25 protein-coding genes and 1 tRNA gene are annotated in these 23,017 nt (G+C 58.7%); 19 read left to right on the top strand and 7 right to left on the bottom strand.

What is annotated here, in order from left to right; all coding sequences use genetic code 11:
* Positions 1 to 21: 21 nt before the first annotated feature.
* Positions 22 to 423, top strand: coding sequence for a DUF4864 domain-containing protein (locus tag ACR0DB_RS20865; RefSeq protein ID WP_480552753.1), 402 nt, complete (start codon positions 22 to 24; stop codon positions 421 to 423).
* A 129-nt stretch (positions 424 to 552) separates the two neighbouring features.
* Complete coding sequence (locus ACR0DB_RS20860) at positions 553 to 2,841, top strand: glycosyl hydrolase family 28-related protein (protein ID WP_480552752.1); 2,289 nt, start codon at positions 553 to 555, stop codon at positions 2,839 to 2,841.
* A gap of 9 nt (positions 2,842 to 2,850) precedes the next feature.
* Here the strand turns inward: ACR0DB_RS20860 and ACR0DB_RS20855 are convergent, their stop codons facing one another.
* Positions 2,851 to 3,534, bottom strand: coding sequence for a hypothetical protein (locus ACR0DB_RS20855; protein WP_480552751.1), 684 nt, complete (start codon positions 3,532 to 3,534; stop codon positions 2,851 to 2,853).
* Positions 3,535 to 3,657: 123 nt separating this feature from the next.
* On the opposite strand from ACR0DB_RS20855, the gene ACR0DB_RS20850 reads away from it, so the two are divergent.
* The 5 genes from ACR0DB_RS20850 to ACR0DB_RS20830 all read left to right on the top strand — a co-directional run bounded on the left by ACR0DB_RS20850 (position 3,658) and on the right by ACR0DB_RS20830 (position 5,838).
* Positions 3,658 to 3,984, top strand: coding sequence for an antibiotic biosynthesis monooxygenase family protein (locus tag ACR0DB_RS20850; RefSeq protein ID WP_170772389.1), 327 nt, complete (start codon positions 3,658 to 3,660; stop codon positions 3,982 to 3,984).
* Between the two features lie 66 nt (positions 3,985 to 4,050).
* Positions 4,051 to 4,458 carry a universal stress protein gene (locus tag ACR0DB_RS20845; protein WP_170772387.1) on the top strand — a complete coding sequence of 136 codons (408 nt, stop codon included), beginning with the start codon at positions 4,051 to 4,053 and terminating at the stop codon, positions 4,456 to 4,458.
* A gap of 82 nt (positions 4,459 to 4,540) precedes the next feature.
* Positions 4,541 to 4,966, top strand: coding sequence for an excalibur calcium-binding domain-containing protein (locus ACR0DB_RS20840; RefSeq protein ID WP_170772385.1), 426 nt, complete (start codon positions 4,541 to 4,543; stop codon positions 4,964 to 4,966).
* Positions 4,967 to 4,983: 17 nt separating this feature from the next.
* A complete protein-coding gene (locus ACR0DB_RS20835; protein ID WP_480552749.1) occupies positions 4,984 to 5,337 on the top strand; it encodes an MmcQ/YjbR family DNA-binding protein in 354 nt (117 codons plus the stop codon).
* Positions 5,338 to 5,547: 210 nt separating this feature from the next.
* Entirely contained in the window at positions 5,548 to 5,838 is a 291-nt protein-coding gene (locus ACR0DB_RS20830) for an antibiotic biosynthesis monooxygenase family protein (protein ID WP_170784767.1), read from the top strand.
* A 121-nt stretch (positions 5,839 to 5,959) separates the two neighbouring features.
* Here the strand turns inward: ACR0DB_RS20830 and ACR0DB_RS20825 are convergent, their stop codons facing one another.
* Entirely contained in the window at positions 5,960 to 6,388 is a 429-nt protein-coding gene (locus ACR0DB_RS20825) for a hypothetical protein (RefSeq protein WP_480552747.1), read from the bottom strand.
* Between the two features lie 90 nt (positions 6,389 to 6,478).
* Positions 6,479 to 8,665 carry an excinuclease ABC subunit UvrB gene (uvrB, locus tag ACR0DB_RS20820; protein ID WP_480552745.1) on the bottom strand — a complete coding sequence of 729 codons (2,187 nt, stop codon included), beginning with the start codon at positions 8,663 to 8,665 and terminating at the stop codon, positions 6,479 to 6,481.
* 153 nt (positions 8,666 to 8,818) lie between these two features.
* Between uvrB and ACR0DB_RS20815 the strand changes: the two genes are divergently transcribed.
* The 3 genes from ACR0DB_RS20815 (at position 8,819) to ACR0DB_RS20805 (ending at position 9,706) form a co-directional block, all read left to right on the top strand.
* A complete protein-coding gene (locus ACR0DB_RS20815; RefSeq protein ID WP_170772375.1) occupies positions 8,819 to 9,130 on the top strand; it encodes an ETC complex I subunit in 312 nt (103 codons plus the stop codon).
* Complete coding sequence (locus tag ACR0DB_RS20810; RefSeq protein ID WP_237215803.1) at positions 9,084 to 9,608, top strand: GNAT family N-acetyltransferase; 525 nt, start codon at positions 9,084 to 9,086, stop codon at positions 9,606 to 9,608. Before ACR0DB_RS20815 ends, ACR0DB_RS20810 begins: the two co-directional genes overlap by 47 nt.
* Before the next feature lie 21 nt (positions 9,609 to 9,629).
* A tRNA-Arg gene (locus ACR0DB_RS20805) sits at positions 9,630 to 9,706 on the top strand.
* Positions 9,707 to 9,747: 41 nt separating this feature from the next.
* On the opposite strand, the gene ACR0DB_RS20800 is transcribed toward ACR0DB_RS20805, so the two are convergent.
* Positions 9,748 to 9,939: a hypothetical protein gene (locus ACR0DB_RS20800; protein WP_170772373.1), complete on the bottom strand. Its 192-nt coding sequence runs from the start codon at positions 9,937 to 9,939 to the stop codon at positions 9,748 to 9,750.
* Between the two features lie 173 nt (positions 9,940 to 10,112).
* Here ACR0DB_RS20800 and iolG point away from each other — a divergent pair, with 173 nt between their 5' ends.
* The 8 genes from iolG to iolB all read left to right on the top strand — a co-directional run bounded on the left by iolG (position 10,113) and on the right by iolB (position 19,110).
* Positions 10,113 to 11,111, top strand: a complete 999-nt coding sequence (gene iolG / locus ACR0DB_RS20795) for an inositol 2-dehydrogenase (RefSeq protein ID WP_480552743.1) — start codon at positions 10,113 to 10,115, stop codon at positions 11,109 to 11,111.
* Between the two features lie 163 nt (positions 11,112 to 11,274).
* Positions 11,275 to 12,189, top strand: a complete 915-nt coding sequence (locus tag ACR0DB_RS20790; RefSeq protein ID WP_237215832.1) for a sugar ABC transporter substrate-binding protein — start codon at positions 11,275 to 11,277, stop codon at positions 12,187 to 12,189.
* Between the two features lie 84 nt (positions 12,190 to 12,273).
* Positions 12,274 to 13,398, top strand: coding sequence for an ABC transporter permease (locus ACR0DB_RS20785; protein ID WP_170784759.1), 1,125 nt, complete (start codon positions 12,274 to 12,276; stop codon positions 13,396 to 13,398).
* 1 nt (position 13,399) lies between these two features.
* Positions 13,400 to 14,218, top strand: a complete 819-nt coding sequence (locus tag ACR0DB_RS20780; protein WP_480552742.1) for an ATP-binding cassette domain-containing protein — start codon at positions 13,400 to 13,402, stop codon at positions 14,216 to 14,218.
* Between the two features lie 79 nt (positions 14,219 to 14,297).
* Positions 14,298 to 16,130, top strand: a complete 1,833-nt coding sequence (iolD, locus tag ACR0DB_RS20775) for a 3D-(3,5/4)-trihydroxycyclohexane-1,2-dione acylhydrolase (decyclizing) (protein WP_480552740.1) — start codon at positions 14,298 to 14,300, stop codon at positions 16,128 to 16,130.
* On the top strand, positions 16,127 to 17,026 hold the full coding sequence (iolE, locus tag ACR0DB_RS20770; protein WP_480552738.1) for a myo-inosose-2 dehydratase: 900 nt from the start codon (positions 16,127 to 16,129) through the stop codon (positions 17,024 to 17,026). Before iolD ends, iolE begins: the two co-directional genes overlap by 4 nt.
* Before the next feature lie 47 nt (positions 17,027 to 17,073).
* Complete coding sequence (locus tag ACR0DB_RS20765) at positions 17,074 to 18,255, top strand: phytanoyl-CoA dioxygenase family protein (protein ID WP_170784751.1); 1,182 nt, start codon at positions 17,074 to 17,076, stop codon at positions 18,253 to 18,255.
* Positions 18,256 to 18,303: 48 nt separating this feature from the next.
* Complete coding sequence (gene iolB / locus ACR0DB_RS20760) at positions 18,304 to 19,110, top strand: 5-deoxy-glucuronate isomerase (RefSeq protein WP_170772357.1); 807 nt, start codon at positions 18,304 to 18,306, stop codon at positions 19,108 to 19,110.
* A gap of 2 nt (positions 19,111 to 19,112) precedes the next feature.
* Here iolB and ACR0DB_RS20755 read toward each other — a convergent pair whose 3' ends face one another.
* The 3 genes from ACR0DB_RS20755 to ACR0DB_RS20745 are packed head-to-tail and all read right to left on the bottom strand — an operon-like array spanning position 19,113 to position 21,762.
* Positions 19,113 to 19,952 carry a class II fructose-bisphosphate aldolase gene (locus ACR0DB_RS20755; RefSeq protein ID WP_480552736.1) on the bottom strand — a complete coding sequence of 280 codons (840 nt, stop codon included), beginning with the start codon at positions 19,950 to 19,952 and terminating at the stop codon, positions 19,113 to 19,115.
* Entirely contained in the window at positions 19,949 to 20,785 is an 837-nt protein-coding gene (locus ACR0DB_RS20750; protein WP_480552734.1) for a 5-deoxy-glucuronate isomerase, read from the bottom strand. Before ACR0DB_RS20750 ends, ACR0DB_RS20755 begins: the two co-directional genes overlap by 4 nt.
* A gap of 8 nt (positions 20,786 to 20,793) precedes the next feature.
* Entirely contained in the window at positions 20,794 to 21,762 is a 969-nt protein-coding gene (locus tag ACR0DB_RS20745; RefSeq protein WP_170773048.1) for a PfkB family carbohydrate kinase, read from the bottom strand.
* 127 nt (positions 21,763 to 21,889) lie between these two features.
* On the opposite strand from ACR0DB_RS20745, the gene ACR0DB_RS20740 reads away from it, so the two are divergent.
* Complete coding sequence (locus ACR0DB_RS20740) at positions 21,890 to 22,993, top strand: Gfo/Idh/MocA family protein (RefSeq protein WP_480552732.1); 1,104 nt, start codon at positions 21,890 to 21,892, stop codon at positions 22,991 to 22,993.
* Positions 22,994 to 23,017: the final 24 nt, after the last annotated feature.

The raw sequence follows: 23,017 nt of genomic DNA, 5'->3' as shown, positions 1-23,017 counted from the left end.
CTTGCTAGAGGAGGTAGCCCCATGCGTCGTATCTTGCTTGCCCTTTCGTTGAGTGCCGCTTTGGCCACGGGTGCATTTGCCCAAAGCACCGAGATCGAAGCCAATATCGCGGCGCAGATACAGGCGTTCAAAGCGGATGATTTCGCCACCGCCTTTACCTTTGCAAGCCCCAACATCCAGAGCATTTTCCGCACTCCCGAGAATTTCGGAAACATGGTGCGCAACGGCTATCCTATGGTCTGGCGACCCTCTGATATTCAGTTTCTGGAACTGCGCGAGATCGCGGGCGCGCTGTGGCAAAAGGTTCTGATCGTTGATGGTGCCGGACAAACTCATATTTTGGATTATCAGATGATTCAGTTAGAAAATGGCTGGAAGATCAATGGCGTGCAGTTGCTGGGCAACTCGGACCCCGCGGCGTGACGCAACACCACCGTCACGGTGACATGAGTAGCGATTAACACCCTTTCTGTACTCAGGCTTTTGCGCTCGGGGTGGCCCCGAGCCCTGGGTTAATGCGCGCTGATGGGTGCGATTGGGAAAGGGATTTCTATGAATAAGGCAATCACCGACGGCATCGTGTTCATGCCGTCTGCTTTTGCAAACGGCCTGAACGTGTGGTCCAGCGGCGACGGAACACCCGGCTCGCCGACCTATGAAGGCTCGGGCACCGGCGCTTTTGTTCCGGCGGATGCGGATTTCGGCGGCTGCCTTGAAATCCTCAAGGTCAGCGCAACGCAAAAGCTGCGTTATATGGGGCAGACCCCGTTGCAGCCGGGGTGCTATCTTCAGATCAAGGCGCGGGTGAAGGCAATCAGCGGGCCTTTGCCCGAGGTTCGGATCGCGGCCTGGGCTGGTGGCGCGGGTGAAACCCATGTTGATGGGGTGATCGAGCAAGGCCCCGCAACCCAACTGTCGGGCTATGGCGCCGTCCATGAAATCACCGCGATTGTCGGGGCGGGGCAGCGCACCGGCGTGGATATGCCCTGGGGCGTGACCGCGATTTATGGCCATTTCGGACTTGATCTGATCGGAGCGAATGGCTCGATCGTGCGGTTGGACGATATCGAGATCACGGATGTGACCGGTGTTTTTCTGCGCGACATGATTAGCCTTGTGGATGTACGCGATTTTGGCGCGGTCGGTGATGGGGTTGCAGATGATACGTCCGCCTTTGTCGCGGCGGACCAGGCTGCGGGTGGACGCCGGGTTTTTGTGTCTGAAGGCACTTACCTGCTGACTGAAAATACCACCATCGCGTCCGAGATCGAGTTTGAGGGCACCGTCACGATGCCTGACGATAAGATGCTGCTGTTGACCAAGAATTTCGACCTGCCAGTTTATATCAACGCGTTCGGGGATGAGGAGTTGGCATTTAAAAAGGCATTTCAGGCGCTGTTGAACAATGCGGACCATGAATCCCTGGACATGGGTGGACGCAAGATATCGGTAAACGGCCCGATTGACATGGCCGCAGCCGTTCCGAACCGGCAGAGTGGTTTCTCCACCCGTCGCGTCATTCGCAATGGCCAGTTCGATGTCAAAGACAATGCAGCCTGGGATACCGAGACCTTCACTTCGGTCGCAACCTACAACCCATCAGATCCGACTCGGCTGACCAATGTCGCCAATGTTGCGAATATTCCGGTTGGGTCCTTGGTAGGGGGCAATGGTGTCGGGCGCGAGATTTACGTGCGGTCCAAGAATGTTGGTGCGGGCGAAATCACTCTGAACGCCCCGATTTATGATGCGGCGGGCACGCAGTCGTTCTCGTTTTTTTCGTTCAAGTACCTGCTGGATTTCATGGGATTCAGCACCCTGCGCAAATTTGGCATGGAAGAGATCGAGTTTCAGTGCAACGGGCGATGCAGCGGCATCCGTCTGGCACCGTCTGGCAGTACATTTGCGATTACCAACTGCTTTGTCAGCCGTCCGAAGGATCGCGGGATTACTTCAATCGGTACCGGCTGTCAGGGGATGTTGATCGACAATTGCCAGTTCCTGTCGGCTGAGGAGTCTTTCAACGTCTCGGATCGCAGATCCATCGCCCTGAACGCGACAGCGAATGATATCAAACTGCGCCACAATCGTGCTGTCAGGTTCCTGCATTTTGCCGTTCTGGGTGGAACGAACAACCTGGTGCTGGGCAACCACTTCTTCCAGGGCGACAGCATTGCTCAGGGCGTGCGCAGCGCCGGGTTGGTTATGATCGGGACCTATAACAGCTCGACCATTTCCGAGAACTATGTCGATAATTGCTTTTTGCAGTGGACTAATGAGCGGGACGCCAATCCGGCGTACACGGCGGGATTTTCGTTCAGCGCGATGACCATAACCGACAATATATTCTATTGTAACGAGGTCGCACCCTGGTTCAGCAATATTGTCATTCGGCCGCACGGGCCCGGCCATTTCCTGAATGGTGTCGTTGTTGCTGGGAACAAATTTCGCTCCATCAACGGCGCGATCGACCGGGCCGAGCGGGTGGATACGACTTTCGCGGATTTCAACCATTTCGCGCATCTGAACGTGAGTTTCAGGGACAACACGTTTCATGGCATCTCGGCCAAGGTTGAAAACCCGCTGCGTCTGGTTCACGCGCAAAGCTCGAATTCGTCGGTCTGGAGTATTGGGTCGCAAGCGCGTCTTCCATTTGGCGGAAAAGCCCGTGGGTGTGACGCGGTTACTGTGTTGGGTCCATTGAAGAACGCTTTTGGCGGGACTATCCACGACACACCTTATGTGGAGCTGGAACAGGGCAGCGGGAAGGACGTTATAAACCTGCGCTGGGCGCAATCCTTGCGCGGATCAGTCTCGACCATCATCCGAATGGAGCGCTGAGCGGCGGCGTCAGAACTCGGACCAGATTGCCAGTTTGATGCCCGTGTCATTGCGGGCATCTTTCCGCTCCAGCCCCAGAACCCAGGTTGTCGGGCTGTCCTGCCACCGGATCATGGCCGACGGCCGGACCCGCCAGAACAGAGAGCTTCCGCTGCGATAAGCGGTCTCGACCTGAAGCAAAGGGTTGATCAGCCGCGCTGAATTCAGGCCCGTTGTCAGGTCCAGTTTGCGATAGAGCGCGTCGTGGGTGCGGTATTCCAATGATGCATCCAGGGTCACCCAGCCATTGCCCCATCCGGTCGAGTACCCCTTTCCATACGACAGGGTTGCCTTGTACAGCGCCCATGTTCCACGATAGCGGTGATGCACGCCAACCCCGAATTCTGCGGCAAACCGCCCCTTTTGCTGCAAATCGGCAACCGGGATGCGGGCAAAGACGGTCGCATGACCGTAGAGGTCTCGGTTCTCTTCAAAATCGAACCCAATTGTCAGATTGTCCCGAGCACCCCATTCGGCATAAAGCGCGGATGCATAGTCATACCCCTGGTCGGGTTCCTTGAACACCGTCACCGACGCCGCCGTAAAAGCGGAATCCTTGCCGCGCAACCATGCGCCCGACCACGCAGGCGAGGCCAACAGGACAATGAACAAAAGGTAAAGAGCCCGGTACATGGGCGCAGCATCGGTCAGCATGGTTAACGGATCGTTAGTGAAATGACGAATTCCCGCAGCCGTGGCAAAGTGCTGAATTCGCCAACAAAGGCGGGACCTTTGGAAATCCTATGCTAGGCTAGGCTCAATAACAGGAGATTCCAGATGCCGAACATTGCCAAGAACACCAGCGTCCAAACCGTGATCACGACCTTCGAGATGACGCCCGGTACCTGTCAAGACCTGCTTGAGGCGCTGACTGACGCCTATGCCGATTTCATCTCGAAGCAGCCCGGCTTTGTGGCGGCGGGGCTGCATGTCAATGACGCTCAGACGCGGATCGCCAATTACTCGCAATGGGAACGGCGCGAGGATTTTCTGGCGATGCTGCGCACCCCGGAAATGCGCGACCGGAATCGCAAGATCAACGAGCTGTGCAAAAGCTTTGAACCGGTGATGTATGATGTTGCCGAAACTTTTAGCGGATCGTGACCTAAATCAAAGCCGTGCCTTGCGAATTGGCGCATCCTGACCGCGAAATGAACGGAGGTGCGCGTCATGTATCACAATATTCTGGTCCCGATTTCCTTTGATGCAGAGCGGGATATTTCCGGCCCGCTGAAACTGGCCAAGGTGTTGGCAACCCCGGATGCACAGGTCACGCTGCTGCATGTGGTCGAGCATATCCCGAACTACGCGATTTCCTATATGCCGCCCGAATATCTGCGCGAAGCCCGCAAGGCTCTGCAAACCGAATTGGACAGCTTGGCCGCCAAACTTCCCAATGCCAAAGGTGTGGTTGTCGAAGGGCATTCCGGACGCACCATTCTGGATTGGTCCGAAGAACATAAGCCCGACCTGATCATCATGGCGTCGCATCGTCCGGGGATGCAGGACCTTTTGTTGGGATCGACGGCCAACCATGTGGTCCGGCACGCGTCCTGCGCGGTACATGTCGTCCGTTAGCGGCGCGGATTTCTGCCTCCATCACTCTGGCCACCATCTTTTGGGCCTCGGTTTTGACATAAACCGGCGTTAGTCTTTGGCCATGTCGACAAACGAATCCGAGCCGCGCTCGCTTTTTACCGATCCCAAGGCTCCGGCACGTGTTCGACGCGCCGAGGCACTGCGCAAACGGGCTTTGTCGCCCGTTCGCATCCTGTTGATGGTCCTCATGCTGCCAGTAACGACTGCGGGGATCGCGCTGGGCGTCTACCTGCGCACCTCGGAGTTTGAGCAGGAAGAGGCTATGCTACACCTGATCGCGATGGCTGGATGCGCGACGGCAGTCAAAGTGATCCCCGGCCCATACTACGCTGGTGAGCCGGGTTATCACCTGCGAAACGACCCTGACGGGGATGGCGTGGCGTGCGGTTCGGCCCCGCGTCTTACCACCCCGGCCGTGACCGAAACCCCGCAAGTGGCTCAACCGGCCGAGCGCTCCGTCGGCAGTGCCAAATTTCTGCGACCCTAGTTTTCCAGGCAATGGCGATGACCCGAGACGAATTCAACGCGTTCTGCGCCAATCTCAAAGCCACAACCCTTGTGGTGCAATGGGGCAATGCGGATGTGTGGAAAGTGGGCGGCAAGGTGTTTGCGATCTGCGGCTGGCACGAGGGGCGCGACGCCGTCACCTTCAAAGCCACCGATCTGGCGTTTGAGGTCCTGAGCGACGTCCCCGGCATCCGCCCCGCTCCCTATCTGGCCTCACGCGGGATGAAGTGGTTACAGGTCTATGAGGAACGCGGGATGAGCGATGCCTCGCTGCGCGAGCATATCGTGACGTCTTATGATCTGGTGGTGGCGAAGCTGACCAAGAAGGTACGGGCGGAGTTGGGCGTTTAACCTACGCGGCAGTTCTGCAACATGCCAGGTCTATGCGCTGGGTTGCAACTTTGGAGTGTCAGTCAGCATGCTCGGATGAGGCGCGCGGTTGAAAATGTGCTGAATTCGTAAGTATCAATACGAGATTTGTGCCTGCCATGCTACCTTCTGCACGGCGGGATTTCTTTGATCGCGCCCTATGGCAATTTCGCCAGACGAGGGAGGAAAGTCATGTTTGCACGTATTACTCAATTCAAAATGAAGCCAGGCACGCGCGAGGCCGCGACGGCGAAAATGAACGCGTTGAAGTCAGAAATCATGAGCATGCCCGGCATGCACAGCTTTACCAATGTGATGAACGAAGACGGCTCGGGCTATGTGATCTCGGTGGTCGAGAGCGAGGCGACCTCGAACGCGAATGCCCCGAAAGTGGCCGAACTGTGGGGCCATTTCGCCGAGTTCATGGAAGGGCCGCCGACACCGGTTGGGTATGATGTGATTGCCCATTGGGACAAGGGGTGAACGCTGACGTGAGCGAGAAAAACTCGCTCGGGTTCAAACCGATTGAGATTTGCTCACTTAGTCCACATTGCCGTGAAAACGCGATGAAATCTATGTTAGGGATGGTTGCGTTCCGGATGACTTAGGATAGTTGAGCTCCCGCACATTCGCGAAAAACCCGCACTGGGTCAGCAGCGCCGACCAGCGAGAATGTGGCCACGTGATCCTGCGTGAATGCGTAGGCTATTTGGTTGTACTCCAACCCATCAAGCACGTTTCCGAAGCCCGTATTCGTGACGGTCAAAGACGTTGCGCCGTTGGAAAGAACATGGTGCGATGTAGAAATCTCGATCGGTGACGAGCCTTCAAAACGCATTGCAAACCACGGGGCTTGTTTCCAAACAGAGTTCGTTTGGGTCACGGTGATTGAATAAAGCGGTTTAGACGGGTCGTAGGTGAGAAATATTTTCGCTGCGTCAGTCTCGTGCGAAAGCGTGCAAATATGACCAACGGTTGCATCCCACGCATAGGCAGGCGTGCTAAGGATCAGTGATAGCAGAACGGCTCGCATACTTTGAACCTAGCCACGGAATGCGGTTAGGCAAGGCGGCTGAAGCAAACAACGCCATGTGCTGCAACTTTGTATTGCGTCGCTAGCAGTTTAACGCTTCCGTCGCTTAACATTCCCACCGCGTTGCCCCGGACGTCCAGCCGTTGACCGACCACGCGATTTCACCGCATCCTCGGACGCTTTCTCGACCGCCCACTGCCGCGCCATGGGGTCGTCGGCGACGGCCAGATCGACCGCCTCCAGACGTTTGATCTCATCCCGGATATTGGCGGCTTCTTCGAATTCAAGGTTCTCGGCGGCTTTGCGCATTTGCTCGCGTAACCCGTCCAGATGCGCCTCGAGATTCGCGCCGTGCATCGGTTTGTCGATGGTGGCGGTGACGCGGTTCATGTCGACGTCGCCTTCGTAGAGACCGGCCAGAACGTCCTCGACGTTTTTCTTCACCGTCTCGGGTGTGATGCCGTGTTTTTCGTTATAGGCGATCTGTTTGGCGCGGCGGCGGTTGGTCTCGTTCAACGCGCGTTCCATGGAGCCGGTGATCTTGTCGGCATACATGATCACACGGCCCTCGGCATTGCGCGCGGCGCGGCCGATGGTCTGGACCAGAGAGGTCTCGGACCGCAGGAATCCTTCCTTGTCGGCGTCCAGAATGGCGACCAGCCCGCATTCGGGGATGTCCAAACCTTCACGCAGCAGGTTGATGCCGATCAGGACGTCGAAGGCTCCTAAGCGAAGGTCGCGCAGGATTTCGATCCGCTCTATCGTGTCGATATCCGAGTGCATGTAGCGCACCTTGATGCCCTGTTCGTGCAGGTATTCGGTCAGGTCTTCGGCCATGCGTTTGGTCAGTGTCGTGACCAGCGTGCGGAAGCCATCAGCGGTGACTTTGCGCACTTCATCCAGCAGGTCGTCCACCTGCATAGACACCGGGCGGATTTCGACCTCGGGGTCCAGCAGGCCGGTGGGGCGGATCACCTGTTCAGTGAAGACGCCGCCAGTTTGTTCGATCTCCCACTTGGCCGGGGTGGCCGAGACAAAGACGGATTGCGGGCGCATGGCGTCCCATTCCTCGAATTTCAGCGGGCGGTTATCCATGCAGGACGGCAGGCGGAACCCGTGTTCGGCCAGCGTGAACTTGCGGCGATAGTCACCCCGATACATGCCGCCGATCTGCGGGACGGAGACGTGGGATTCGTCGGCGAAGACAATGGCGTTGTCGGGGATGAATTCGAACAGGGTCGGGGGCGGCTCACCCGGCGCGCGGCCGGTCAGATAGCGCGAGTAGTTCTCGATCCCGTTGCAGACGCCCGTGGCCTCAAGCATCTCAAGGTCAAAGTTTGTGCGCTGTTCCAGACGCTGTGCTTCCAGCAGCTTGCCTTCGCCGACCAGTTGATCCAGCCGGATGCGCAGTTCCTTTTTGATCCCGATAATCGCCTGTTGCATCGTCGGTTTCGGCGTCACGTAGTGGGAGTTTGCGTAGACCCGGATCTGCTCCATCGTATCAGTTTTCTCACCGGTCAGAGGATCAAACTCGGTGATTTGTTCCAGTTCTTCACCGAAGAATGACAGCTTCCACGCACGGTCCTCAAGGTGGGCAGGCCAGATCTCCAAGCTGTCCCCACGAACCCGAAAGGACCCACGCTGAAACGCCTGGTCGTTGCGGCGGTATTGTTGAGCCACCAGATCTGCCATCACCTGCCGCTGATCATATTCGCTGCCGACTTTCAGGTCTTGCGTCATCGCCCCGTAGGTTTCGACTGAGCCGATGCCGTAGATACAAGACACCGACGCCACGATGATCACATCATCACGCTCCAACAACGCGCGGGTGGCCGAGTGGCGCATCCGGTCGATCTGTTCGTTGATCTGGGATTCTTTTTCTATGTATGTGTCGCTGCGCGGCACATAGGCCTCGGGCTGGTAGTAGTCATAGTAGCTGACGAAATACTCGACCGAGTTTTCGGGGAAGAACCCCTTGAACTCACCATAGAGCTGCGCGGCCAGCGTCTTGTTGGGCGCAAGGATGATGGCGGGACGCTGGGTTTCTTCGATCACCTTGGCCATGGTGAAGGTCTTGCCCGTGCCGGTCGCGCCTAGCAGAACCTGATCCCGCTCGCCATCCTGAACGCCGCCTGCCAGTTCCTTGATGGCCGTTGGCTGATCCCCTGCAGGGGAAAAATCGGTATGCATGACAAATGCCTTGCCGCCTTCCAGTTTCAGGCGGGCGCGGACGTCTTCGGCAGTCAGCTGGGTCTTGTCGGAATGTGCATAGGCCATAAGGGGAGATTCCTTTCGGGCCTGATTTTGATCTGTTTTTGTTCTTGTTCAAGAGGCCATTTCAATCACACCAAGTTGCGACATTTACGGACTTGTCCACGCAGCAGCTCTGACGCATAAACATGCCCAGCCAAGTGAGTACGGAGAGGCGACATGCGCGCACGGATTTACCAGCCTTCGCGAAATGCGATGACCTCGGGGATGGCCAAAACCCGCAAGTGGGTTCTGGAGTATGCCCCTGCTTCGTCGCGTGAGGTTGATCCGTTGATGGGCTGGACGTCCTCCAGCGACACGCAAACTCAGGTGCGCCTGAAATTCGACACCAAGGAAGAGGCGTTGGATTACGCCAAGGACCACGGAATTGATGCGCAGGTGACCGAGCCGCACAAGCGCAAACCCAACGTTCGAGCAGGTGGATATGGTGAGAATTTCGCCACCAACCGGCGCGCACCCTGGACGCACTGAATTGATCGACATCCGCGAAGCTGACCCAACATCGGACGCGCTGCGCCCGGTGATTGAGGCGCATTTTGCCCATAGTGAAACCGCGGGACCGGCGGAAAGCAATCATACGATGGATGCCAGCGGCCTTGCGGGGCCTGGTATCCGGTTCTGGGCGATGTTTGACGCCGAACAGGCCATCGGCTGTGGTGCGCTCAAGGCATTGCCGGATGGCACGGCCGAAGTTAAATCCGTGCATGTCGTCGTAGCGGCGCGCGGCCGGGGTCTGGCGCGCACCATGATGGCCCATCTGGCGGATGTCGCGCGGTCTGAAGGGATGCAGGCACTGGTTCTGGAAACCGGGGCAGCCCATTTGCCCGACTATGACGCGGCGCGTAAGCTGTACGAGGCGCTGGGCTATTCCTATTGCGGCCCAATCTTTGGTTACTCCGAAGACCCAAACAGTGCCTTCATGCGCTTGGCCCTTGAACCCCGCGCTTAAAAACCGCAAGAAGGGCGCAGCGGTCCCTTAGCTCAACTGGATAGAGCAGCTGACTTCTAATCAGCAGGTTGAGGGTTCGAGTCCTTCAGGGATCGCCATTTCTCACCGGTTTGGCCCGACGGGCCCGAGCATCGCGCGATCACCGCGCCAGAACATACCGCGCGACCAGAAAGATGCCGACAAGTGCGGCGATCATGATCTCGGGGTTCTGTTCGAAATATCCGACCCAGTACGAGATATTCGACCCTCCGCCACCACCTCCGCCGCGGTAGCCACCGCCACCGCCGACAGAACCGCCAACCGTACCCGTGGCAATTCCATATTCAACCATTGCAACACCCCCCTGAACTCGCAAACAGGGCTGCATCTTATCATGAAACCCAAGAAAAATCCTCTGTCGGTCGAACCGGGTGCTGACACTGGAATACGCAACAGCAAAAAAAATCTTGCAACCGGTTGCAAAAACCAACACTGTGGCGTGGAATAAAGATTCGAGGAACCCTCATGCTGAACGTCGGATTGATTGGCGCGGGACGGATTGGCCGTGTTCATGCTGAGGCTATAGCCGGGCATGCGCAATCCAAGTTGAGCGCCGTGTCTGACGCTGTGGCCGAGGCCGCCGAAGCTCTGGCAAGCGCATATGGGGCGCAGGCATGCACCTCCGAGGCGGTGATCAATGACCCGGCGATTGATGCGGTGCTGATCGCGTCACCGACGGACACCCATTCGGACCTGATCGAAGCGGCGACCCGTGCCGGAAAGGCGGTTTTGTGCGAGAAACCGGTTGATCTGGACCTGAAACGGGCAATTTCCTGCCAACAGGTCGCGGCCGCAACGGGTCAGCCCGTGATGGTCGGGTTCAATCGCCGCTTCGATCCCAGTTTCGCGTCTTTGAAGCAGGCTTACACCAGCGGAGATATCGGCAAGGCCGAGTTATTATCGATCACCTCTTTCGATCCAGCTCCGCCGCCCGTCAGCTATGTCAAAACCTCTGGCGGGTTGTTTCGGGACATGATGATCCATGATTTCGATATGGCGAATTACCTGATGGGGCAGGCGCCGATCACGATTTCTGCGGTTGGATCCTCGGTTGTGGATCCCGAAATCGGGGCTGTTGGAGACGTGGATACCGCTGTAACCACAATGACTTACGCCAATGGTGCCATCGCGGTGATCAAGAATTCGCGGCGTGCAGCCTATGGTTATGATCAGCGGGTTGAATTGCTTGGGGCCGCTGGGTTACTTCAGGCCCATAACGTTCTGGAAAACACGGTCGTCAAATCCACGGTCGATGGCGTGGTTGGAGCAAAGCCAACGTATTTTTTCCTGGAGCGCTACATGCCAGCCTACCGGGCCGAATGGGATGCGTTTGTCGGCGCGGTGCAAACCGGCATGGCGATGCCCGTCACGTTGGAGGATGGCGTGACCGCCTTGGCAATGGCCGAGGCTGCGACCCGCTCGGCAAAAACCAGGCAACCGGTCGCTTTGGAGGATGTGTTTTGAAACCGGTTGCAAAATTGCCGGATATCCTCAAACTGAGGAAAGCCCGGTGCCGAACCGGGGCAGAGGAGATTCGGTTTAACCGAATGGCCGGGCAAACCCGGCACACTGATTGACTGTTCTATTGGGAGGAATGGAAATGAAGAAGTTTGTAAAAGGCGTGCTGATGGCCAGCGCCGTTGCGTTCGCGGGCGTCACTGGCGCTGCGGCCGAGGGCGAGAAGTACATTCTGGTCAGCCACGCTCCGGACAGTGACAGCTGGTGGAACACCATCAAGAACGGTATCGCTCTGGCGGGCGAGCAGATGGGTGTCGAGGTTGAATATCGTAATCCGCCCACCGGTGACTTGGCCGACATGGCGCGGATCATCGATCAGGCCGCTGCTTCGGGTCCGAACGGGATTATCACGACGCTGGCGGACCCCGACATTCTGGAAGGCCCGATCAAAGCTGCCGTGGATTCGGGCATCGACGTTATCATCATGAACACCGGCACGCCGGAAAAGGCGCGCGAAGTGGGTGCGTTGATGTATGTCGGCCAGCCGGAATATGACGCAGGCTACGCCGCCGGTCTGCGCGCCAAGGGCGACGGTATCGGCTCGTTCCTATGTGTGAACCATTATATCGTACAGCCCTCCAGCCAGGAGCGGTGTCAGGGTTTTGCCGACGGTCTGGGGATCGAACTGGGTGAGCAGATGATCGACGCTGGTCAGGACCCGGCCGAGATCAAGAACCGCGTTCTGGCTTATCTTTCGGCTAATCCCGATACGGATGCCGTGCTGACGCTGGGGCCGACCTCGGCTGATCCGACCATTCTGGCGCTGGAAGAGAACGGCATGGCCGGTGACATCTATTTCGGCACCTTCGATCTGGGTGGTGAGATCGTCAAAGGTATCAAAAGCGGTGTGATCCAGTGGGGCATCGACCAGCAGCCTTTCCTTCAGGCCTATCTGCCGGTTGTCGTGATGGCCAACTACCACCGCTATGGCGTTCTGCCGGGTAACAACATCAACTCGGGCCCCGGTTTCGTGACCGCAGACGGTCTGGGTAAAATCGAAGAGTTTGCGGGCGAATACCGCTGATCTTCAATTTCGGTGCGGACGCGGTTGCTGCGTCCGCACCCTAGCAAAATCTAAGCATTCTATAGAGCGCGAGGGGAGGCACCTATGGCTGAATCAGCGCAATCCGCAATGGGCGGTGACGAACGGATCAAAGAGATCTCGCCGTTGCGTCGTGCCCTGATCCGTCCCGAATTGGGTGGTATGGTCGGCACCGTCGCCGTGTTCACATTCTTCCTGCTATTCGCCTTTGACAGCGGCATGTTCAACGCGCAGGGCGTTATGAACTGGTCGATTGTCTCGGCCCAATTCATGATCATTGCCGTGGGCGCCTGCCTACTAATGATTGCAGGTGAGTTTGACCTTTCTGTGGGCTCAATGATCGGGTTCGCGGGGATGATGATCGCAATCTTCTCGGTCACGCTCAGTTGGCCGGTCTGGATGGCGATCATTGTGACCTTCGCGCTGTGCATCTTTATCGGTGCGGTTAACGGCTACATCGTTGTGCGCACGGGATTGCCCAGCTTTATCGTAACGCTGGCCTTTCTGTTCATTCTGCGCGGCTTCACCATCTACTTGCCCCAAACCATTGAGCGTAAAACCATCATAGGTGGCATTCGCGACGTGGCCGAGGGCGATTGGCTGGCTGCAGTTTTTGGTGGCAAGGTCGGGCAGGGTCTGTTCGTCTGGTTGGGTGATGCGGGCATTATCGAGACCTTCGAGCGCGGTACGCGTGCCGGTCAGCCTGTGGTCGACGGCATTCCGATGCTGATCATTTGGGCGCTGGCCATCATCCTCTTTGGTCACATACTTCTGACCAAGACCAAGTTCGGCAATTGGATTTTTGCTGCGGGCGGCGATGCCGAGGCGGCGCGGAATTCTGGTGTGCCGGTGAACCGGGTCAAAATCCTGATGTTCATGTTCACTGCCTTCTGCGCCACGGTTTTCGCCACCTGTCAGGTGATGGAGTTCGGATCAGCCGGGGCGGATCGCGGCCTACTGAAGGAATTCGAGGCTATCATTGCCGTGGTCATTGGCGGCGCGCTGCTAACCGGTGGTTATGGTTCGGTGCTGGGTGCGGCTTTGGGCGCGCTGATTTTTGGCGTGGTGCAGCAGGGGCTGTTCTTTGCGGGGGTCGAAAGCTCACTCTTCCGGGTGTTTTTGGGTGTGATCCTGCTGGGTGCGGTGATCCTGAACACCTATATCCGCCGCATCATCACAGGAGAGCGCTGAGATGACCGAAGATACCAAATTCCATCACGGCGATGCGCAGGAACGGGCCCCAATCATTCGGATGGTCGATATCCAGAAACACTTTGGCTCGGTGATCGCTCTGGCTGGGGTGAGCTTCGATCTGAGGCCAGGTGAGTGTCATTGCCTGCTGGGCGACAACGGTGCAGGCAAATCGACCTTCATCAAGACCATGTCAGGGGTGCATAAACCAACGTCGGGTGAGATCTTTTTCGAAGACAGGCCGATGCATTTCGAAGACCCGCGCGATGCGATTGCAGCGGGGATTGCTACGGTGCACCAGCATCTGGCGATGATTCCGCTGATGAGCGTCAGCCGCAATTTCTTCATGGGCAACGAGCCGACGCGCAAAGTGGCCGGGATCAACTTCTTCGATAAGAAGCTGGCCGATGAGATCACCATGGAAGAGATGCGCAAAATGGGCATCAACCTGCGTGGTCCGGATCAGGCCGTTGGCACATTGTCGGGGGGTGAGCGTCAGACGGTTGCCATAGCCCGTGCGGTGCATTTCGGCGCGAAGATCCTGATTTTGGACGAACCGACGTCGGCCCTTGGGGTGCGTCAGACCTCGAACGTTCTGGCCACAATCGACAAGGTGCGCAGTCAGGGGGTCGGCGTGGTCTTTATCAGCCACAACGTGCGCCACGCCTTGGCGGTTGGCGACAGGTTCACCGTGCTAAATAGGGGACAGACGCTCGGTACTGCTAAACGCGGTGAAATCTCGCCCGAAGAGTTGCAGGACCTCATGGCCGGTGGACAGGAACTGGCCGAACTGGAAGGGTCGCTGGGCGGGACCGTCTGACACGGCCCCGTCACGCATATTGGCAAAACTGAAGTTCAACGGAACGCCGAAACGGGCCTTGTGTTGAAAGGAAACACGAATGAGCAAGACAATCCGACTGACCGCGGCGCAGGCTCTGGTCCGCTATCTTGGCGCGCAGATGAACGAGGCCGGCGAGCCCTTTGTCGCCGGTGTCTGGGCCATCTTCGGCCACGGCAATGTCGCCGGGTTGGGCGAGGCGCTGCACGCCGTCAAAGACAGCCTGCCCACCTATCGTGGCCATAACGAGCAGACCATGGCCCATTGCGCGATTGCCTATGCCAAGCAAAAGCGGCGGGCGCAGACCATGGCGGTGACGTCCTCGATCGGGCCGGGGGCCACGAATATGGTGACGGCGGCGGCGTTGGCCTATGTGAACCGCCTACCGGTCTTGCTGTTGCCCGGCGACGTGTTTGCGACACGCGGGCCTGATCCGGTTCTGCAACAGCCCGAGAATTTCAGCGACGGTACGGTCAGTGCCAATGACTGCTTCCGCCCGGTCAGCCGTTACTTCGACCGGATCACTCGGCCTGAACACCTGCTGACCGCTCTGCCGCGGGCGTTCCGCACCATGACGGACCCCGCCGATTGCGGGCCGGTCACGTTGTCCTTCTGTCAGGACGTGCAGGCCGAAGCTTATGACTATCCCGAAAGCTTCTTTGAGCCCCGCGTCTGGTATCAGCGCCGCATCCGCCCGGATGAAGGTGAGCTGGCCCGCGCAGTGGCGGCGCTCAAGGCGGCCAAACGGCCGGTGATCATCGCCGGGGGCGGCGTGCACTATTCGGATGCGACAGAAGCGTTGCAAAGCTTTGCTGAAATGCACAACATTCCCGTCACCGAAACGCAGGCGGGCAAGTCCGCGTTGGCCTGGGACCATCCGTTGAACCTGGGCCCCGTTGGCGTGACCGGGGGCGAACCGGCCAATGAGGTCTGCGCCGAAGCTGATCTGGTTTTGGCAGTAGGGACGCGGTTGCAGGATTTCACCACCGGATCATGGGGCCTGTTCTCGAACCCGGATCGCGAGATGGTGTGTCTGAACACCAACGCCTATGACGCTGAGAAACACAGCGCGATGCCGTTGCAATCGGACGCGCGCGTCGGATTGACCGAGCTGGGCGCTGCCCTTCAAGGCTATCGCGCCGATCCTGTTTCGGACACGCTCAAGGCGGATTGGTACGGTAAGGTCGACAAGCTCACGGACGCGCCCGGCGACGGGAACGCTCTGCCGACGGATATGCAGGTGGTGGGCGCAGTCCAGCGCGCCTCGCATAACGATACGGTGGTGATGTGCGCGGCCGGGACCATGCCGGGTGAACTGCACAAACTGTGGAAAGCCCCGCGCCCTGGCGCATATCACATGGAATACGGCTTCAGCTGCATGGGGTACGAGATCGCGGGCGCCATGGGCATCAAGATGGCCGAGCCCGAGCGCGACGTTATCTGCTTTACCGGCGACGGCACCTATATGATGGCCAATTCCGAGATGGCCTCGGCCGCGATGATGAGCGTTTCGTTCACCGTGGTGATCACCGACAACCGGGGCTTTGGTTGCATCAACCGCCTGCAGATGGGCACCGGTGGGGCCGAATTTAACAACCTGCTGGACCATGCTGTGCATGAGAACCCGTCCAATATCGACTTTGCCGCCCATGCGGCGGCGATGGGTGCGACCTCTGTCAAGGTCGGCTCGATTGCCGAGCTCGAGGACGCGCTTGCCAAACGCGCCGATATCAAGGGGCCTTATGTGGTTGTCATCGACACCGATCCCTACCCCTCGACCGAATATGGTGGCACGTGGTGGGAAGTGGCGGTGCCCGAGGTCAGCATCCGCCCTGAAGTGAACGAAAAACGCGCGGCTTACGAGCTGGCGATCAAGGAAAGAAATACCAAATGAGCGTGAAAATCGGAATCTCTCCGATCGCGTGGCAGAATGATGATCTGCCGGATCTGACCGCTGCCTACACAATGGAGCAGGCGCTGAAGGAGTCGCGTGAGATCGGCTATACAGGCGTTGAGCGCGGCCAGCGGATGCCCGGCGATACTGAAGGTTTGCGCGCCTATCTTGAGGCGAATGACATTGCGCTTTGCGGTGGCTGGTGCTCGGGCGCGTCGCTGGTGAATGACTTTGCCACCGAACGTGCGGCCGTACGCGAACAGGTCGAACAATTCGCGGCGCTGAACAGCCCCTGTATCGTATACGCCGAATGCTCGAACACCGTTCAGGGTCAGATCGGAACGCCGGTGAACGACCGCCCGAAACTGTCGAAGGATGAAGTTCTGGCCTACGCCGCTAAGATCACCGAATTGGCCAAGTGGATGGCGGATCAGGGTATGCCCATGGCCTATCACCATCACATGGGTACGATCATCGAAAGCGAAGACGACGTGAACTGGCTGATGGAGGGTTCTGGCCCCGAGGTTAAGCTGTGCTTTGACACGGGCCACCTGCTGTTTGGGGGCGGCGATGTGATGGCCACTCTGAACCGCTGGGGTGACCGGGTACACCATGTCCATTTCAAGGATATCCGCCCGCAGGTTGTGCAGGATACGCGCGAGAACAATCGCAGCTTTCTGGATGCCGTTATCGCCGGAGCCTTCACCGTGCCGGGCGATGGCTGCATCGACTTTCAGGCCGTCGCAAACGCGCTGAAGATGATGGGTTACAGCGGCTGGATCGTGGTTGAGGCCGAACAGGACCCCGCCAAAGCGCCACCCTACGAGTATTCGAAGAAGGGTTACGAGCACATTGTCGAAGTCTGTGGGGAGGCTGGGTTGACGATCACTGCATAACTCACCGCCCGAAGGGCAACACCGAAGCCATGAGAAAGGAGAAAATCATGGTAAGCCAAGAGCTTGGATATGTCGGATATTTTGACCGGGAATCCTGTGATCTGGATGAATTCAAGGTGTTGACCTCCCAGGCCCTACAGGCGTCAGCGGTGCCGCATGCGGCGGGCATTGAAAAGAACGTACCCGTTTATGACATGAGTGCCCTGCGGCCTGCGCTAGAGGATGGCGCGCGGCGTCAAGTTCTGCTTGCGGAATGGGGGCAGGTGTTGAACAGCTCGGCCGGGGTGATCGCGCTGAAAGGTGCTTATGCGGATACCACCGTGATAGACAGGGCGACGGAGGTGTTTCAACAGATCATCGACGAAGAGCGCGAAGGTGGGGCAGGCGAAGGCGATCACTTTGCGGCCTCGGGTGCCAATGACCGGGTGTGGAATGCGCTGCAAAAGCAATGCATGAAGGATCCCGAGGGCTTTGCGCTGTACTTCGGCAACACCTCGATTGCGGCCGCGTGTGAGGCCTGGCTGGGTCCGAACTATCAGATGACTGCACAGGTCAATCAGGTCCGCCCCGGCGGCAAGGCACAGCAAGCGCATCGGGACTATCATCTGGGGTTTCAAAGCGCCGAAAGCGCCGCGCGGTATCCGGCCCATGCGCATTTGGTGACGGCGACTCTGACCTTGCAGGGCGCGGTCGCTCATTGCGATATGCCGGTCCAAAGCGGACCGACCAAGCTGTTGCCGTTTTCGCAGCTCTATGCGCCGGGCTATCTGGCGTTTCACGACACAGCCCACCGCGACCATTTCGAAGCAAACTACATCCAGCTGCCGCTGGACAAGGGCGATGCCGTTTTCTTCAACCCGGCGCTGTTTCATGCGGCGGGCGAGAACCGCAGCGCGGATATCAACAGGATGGCAAACCTGCTTCAGGTCTCTTCAGCCTTCGGGCGCGCGATGGAGGCCATCGACCGGCGCGCCATGTCGCTGAGGGCGTTCCCGGCGCTGGTGGCGCTGAAGCAGCGTGGCGATCTGTCGGGGCCGGAACTGGACGCGGCCATCGCGGCCACTGCCGAGGGGTATCCGTTTCCAACCAATCTGGATACGGACCCACCGGTTGGCGGGAACGCCCCGGCCAGCCAAGCCGATATCCTGCGCGGCGCGGTATCCGAAGGGTGGACAGAAGAACAGCTGGCACAAGCGCTTGCAGCGCTGGAAACCCGACAGGCGGCATAAGACAATATCGGGCGGGCGAACATGCCCGCCCAACACGGAGAACACGAGATGGCGGACCTTTTGAAAAAACCCTTCGGCACGCGTGGAAAGGTGCATGACATCACCCCGGCCAATGCCGGATGGCGCTATGTCGGGTTTGGCCTCTACCATCTGCGCGCGGGCGACACAGCTTCCGAGGTGACCGGTGATCGCGAGGTCATCCTGGTCATGGTCGAAGGTAAGGCGCAGATCACCGGGGCGGGGCAGGATTGGGGCGTGCTGGGCGACCGGATGGATGTGTTCGAAAAGACTCCTCCGCATTGCCTTTATTTGCCCAACGGGACCGATTGGCAGGCGGTTGCGGAAACTGATTGCGTTCTGGCCGTGTGTTCCGCCCCCGGTCAAGGCGGACATCAAGCGCGTCGTATCGGGCCGGACGGCATTACTTTGACTGAACGGGGCAAAGGCACCAACACGCGCCATATCAACAACATCGCGATGGAGGCGGAAGACTACGCCGACAGCCTGCTTGTGACCGAGGTTTTTACCCCAAACGGCAACTGGTCATCTTATCCAAGCCATCGCCATGACGAGGATGACTATCCCCGCATCACCTATCTGGAAGAAACCTATTATCACCGCCTGAACCCCGCCAACGGGTTTGGCATTCAGCGAGTCTACACGGATGACGGCCAATTGGATGAAACCATGGCCGTTTCAGATGGCGACGTGGTCTGTGTCCCGCGCGGCCACCACCCCTGTGGCGCCCCCTATGGGTTCGAGATGTATTATCTGAACGTCATGGCCGGGCCCTTGCGCAAATGGCGCTTTGTGCCGGCCCCTGAGGTCGAATGGATCATGGAACGCGACGCCTGAGCTTAACGCTGAGGCGGTGCACCAAAGGCCCGAATGACGGTACGAGCGGCGGCCTCGACCGGGTCATGGGTCTCTTTCAGGATGGTCACGCGGTCGAACCGCTCCGGGTCACGGTTCACGGCTTCTCGCATGGCGGCGCCAAAGGCCATGCGCAGCTCGGTTCCGATGTTGAACTTGCAGATCGACGTCTCGCGGGCCAGACGCGCGCGTTGCTCGACCGGCACGCCCGAGCCACCATGGATCACCAGCGGCATCTCGGTCATCGCGTCAATCTCGGCGATACGGGCTTCATCCAGCCCGCCCTCTTTGTCTTGTTGCAGGTGGACGTTGCCGACCGAGATCGCCATCGCGTCGACACCGCTTTGTCTGGCAAATTGCGCGGCCTCGGCAGGGTCGGTTCCGTTTGACCCCTCACCCCCGGAATAGCCGACAAAGCCAATCTCACCCTCGCAGGAAATCCCTGCGGCATGGGCCATTGCGGCGATGGCAGCAGTCTCATCGATATTCTGCTGCAAGGGCTTGCGCGAGCCGTCAAACATCAGCGAGGTAAAGCCGCTGTCCAGTGCGATCTTGCAGTCCTCATACGTATAGCCGTGATCCAGATGCGCCACGACCGGGACTGAGGCATTTTCCGCCAGATGCCGGAACATCTTGCCCAGAACGGGCAAAGGGGTGTGCTCACGACAGCTTGGGCCCGCCTGCAGGATAACCGGGGCGTTTTCCGCTTCGGCCGCGGCCACATAGGCACGCATGTCCTCCCATCCCAGCGTAACAAGCCCGGCGACGGCATAGCCTTGTTCATAGGCCGGTTGCAGGACGTCTTTCAGCGTAACGAGGGTCATTTGAACTTGGCGATCATGTCTTTGATGCCCGGAATCGTCTCGATCTGATAGGCATGGGTGGGTTGGAAATACTGCACCAGAGACCGCTGGGTCAGACCGCCAAGGATGGTGAAATAATACATCTCATAGCCCGGCAGGACGCAGCAGGGGTGATACCCTTTATCAATGCAAACGGTCGAGCCATCGACGATGTGATAAGCATCCCCCGGTTCGTTATCCTCGCGCTGCAACATCTGCAGGCCCGAGCCCCAGTTGGGTTTGAAACGGAAATTATAGGTCTCATCATGCCGCGTCTCATCGGGCAGGCGGTTGGTGTCGTGCTTGTGGCTGGGGAACCCGGACCAGCCGCCCTGACCGACGGTGAACAGCTCGCTCACCAACAGACGGCCCACTTTGTCGTGCTGCTTTTGACCCAGAATGTGCTTGATCTTGCGATGGGTTTTGGTGTCGTCACTGCCATATTGCACAAGGTCATGCTCGCGCACATCGAACGGGTCCAGCACCTTGTCATATTTGGCACCGGCCACGAAGACCTCGGCACTCTCCGACACGCAGACCATCTGCGCCTTGGCGCCTACCGGCACATAGGCCCCTTCGGGCTCGCCGTCCCAGACATCCTCGCCCCGGTTCCCCAGCGCCGGGAATTGCACGCCCTCGATTTCGATATCGACACTACCGGTGGCGGGCACGATGCAGGTCTCATAGCCGGGCACCTGATATTCGAAAGCCTCGCCCTTTTTCAGTTTGACGATGTTGAAATAGTTCAGCGGCACTGTCGGATCGTCGGTATCCACGATGGGTTTGTTCTGGTTGTCAAAAGGGGCGATATGCATGGGACCTCCTAGGTCGTCGGACCGGGATGGGACGCAAGAAAGGCGTCCAGTTGAGCCGTGGTGGGCATGGCGGGCGCACAGCCGGGTTGCGAGACCACGACCGATGCGCAGGCCGAGCCCCGCATCACCGCATCGCGCAACGAATGGCCCGCCGCGATCGATGCCAGTAAACCGGCCATGAAACTGTCGCCTGCGCCCACGGGTTTGATGGCGTCAACAGCATAGATGCCGGTTTTGTATTCCTGCCCATCCGCCAGCGTGATCGCACCCTTTTCACCCATTTTATAGATGACGACGCGCCCCGGCTTGCGGGCCAATTCCTGAGCTTTAGCAAAGCCTTTCTCGATACCGCCGGCCATGAATCCGAACTCTTCGTCATTGCCCACGATCAGATCGCTGGCTTCGCCCGCGCGGGACAGCACGTCAGCGGCCACTTCGGGTGAGGGCCAGCTATAGGGGCGGTAGTCGATGTCAAAGATGATCGGCAGCCCGGCGGCGCGCGCATTGTCGAACGCGCGGAACGTCGCGCTGCGCGAGGGTTCGGCGGCAAAAACCGTTCCGGCCGAAATCGCGGCGGTAAATCGGCCATAGTCCACCCGGTCCATATCCTCTTCGGTAACTTGGAAATCGACCGCGCCGTTGCGGTAGATGACGTTCTGGAAATTCTCAACACAGCTTTCATAGACCGCCAGCGAAATCCGATATTCACCGCCAATCACGCGAATGAACGAGGTATCCACCCCATAGTGCGCAAGCCGGTTCAGGCAGAACCGCCCCACCGCGTCATCCGAGACCGAGGTGATCAGCGACGCCTGGCTTCCAAGCTTGACCAACCCGGCGCAGATATTGGCGGACGAGCCGCCCAGATCGGCGCGAAAGGTTTCGGCATGTTCGCTTTTGGTGCCGATGGGGTCGGCAAACATATCCATGCCTGCGCGTCCGAAAACGGCAAATCGGTTTCCTTTGATCCCATCCATCAAAGCGCTCACGTCTTGTCCTCCGGCGAAAAGGGGCGTGCAGGGATCGTTGGTCCTTGCGTTAAGTCGATTCTCACGATACTGATTTTGCAACCGGTTGCAAATATATTGTTCGGAGCCGCTGCAAATGCCTGAAATCGGAATTGGAATCGTCGGTGGCGGCTATATGGGCAAGGCCCATTCGGTTGCGATGGCCGCTGTTGGCGCCGTGTTCAACACAGCCTTACGCCCGCGTCTTGAGGTGATCTGCGCCTCGACCCCTGCCAGTGCGGAACGCTACCGCGCAGCCTATGGGTTCGCGCGTGCGACGGATGACTGGCAGATGCTGGTCAACGACCCAAAGGTCGAGGCGGTCGTGATCGCCTCGCCTCAGTCCACGCATCGCCAGATCGCCGAAGCCGCCTTTGCGCTGGGCAAGCCGGCGCTGTGCGAAAAACCCTTGGGGGCGTCTTTGGAAGACAGTCACGCAATGGTGGCGGCCGCCGAAGCAGCGGGTGCCATCAACATGGTTGGCTTCAACTATATCCGAACGCCTGCCAGCCAATATGCGCGGCAGTTGATCGCGGATGGAGAGATCGGGGACATCACTTGGTTTCGGGGCGAACATACCGAGGATTTCTACGCCGACCCTCAGGCCCCGGCAACGTGGCGCACGACCGGCATGGCGAATGGCACTATCGGTGATCTGGCCCCGCATATGGTCAACGGTGCGATGGCGCTGATCGGGCCGATCACGCAGGTGATGGCCGATGTGGAAACCGTCCACCGGCACAGGCCGGGCGGAGAGGTCACGAATGACGACCATGCCCAGATGATGTGCCGGTTCGAAAACGGGGTCATGGGGAACCTCTATTTCAGCCGCGTCGCGACGGGACGAAAGATGGGTTATGCTTATGAGATCACGGGAACCAAAGGCGCGATCCGCTTTGATCAAGAGGATCAGAATGCCCTGTGGCTGTATCGCCGGGAAGGCCCCGAGGCGTCGCGAGGCTTCACCAAGATCCTGACCGGACCCGCGCACCCGGATTATGAGCCCTTCTGTCAGGGACCGGGCCATGGTACCGGCTATCAGGACCAGATCATTATCGAGGCGAAGGATTTTCTGCACGCCATCGACACGGGCGAAAACATCTGGCCCACCTTCCGCGACGGGCATGAGGTGAACCGCGTTCTTGCGGCGGTGCTTGCGTCTTCGGACCAGCGGCAATGGCAGGACGTCAGTCAATTCTGACCGAACAAACGACAAGACAACAGA

The sequence above is a fragment of the Ruegeria sp. AB6 genome (assembly GCF_056542685.1).
This window is presented reverse-complemented; position numbering and strand designations above follow the sequence as displayed.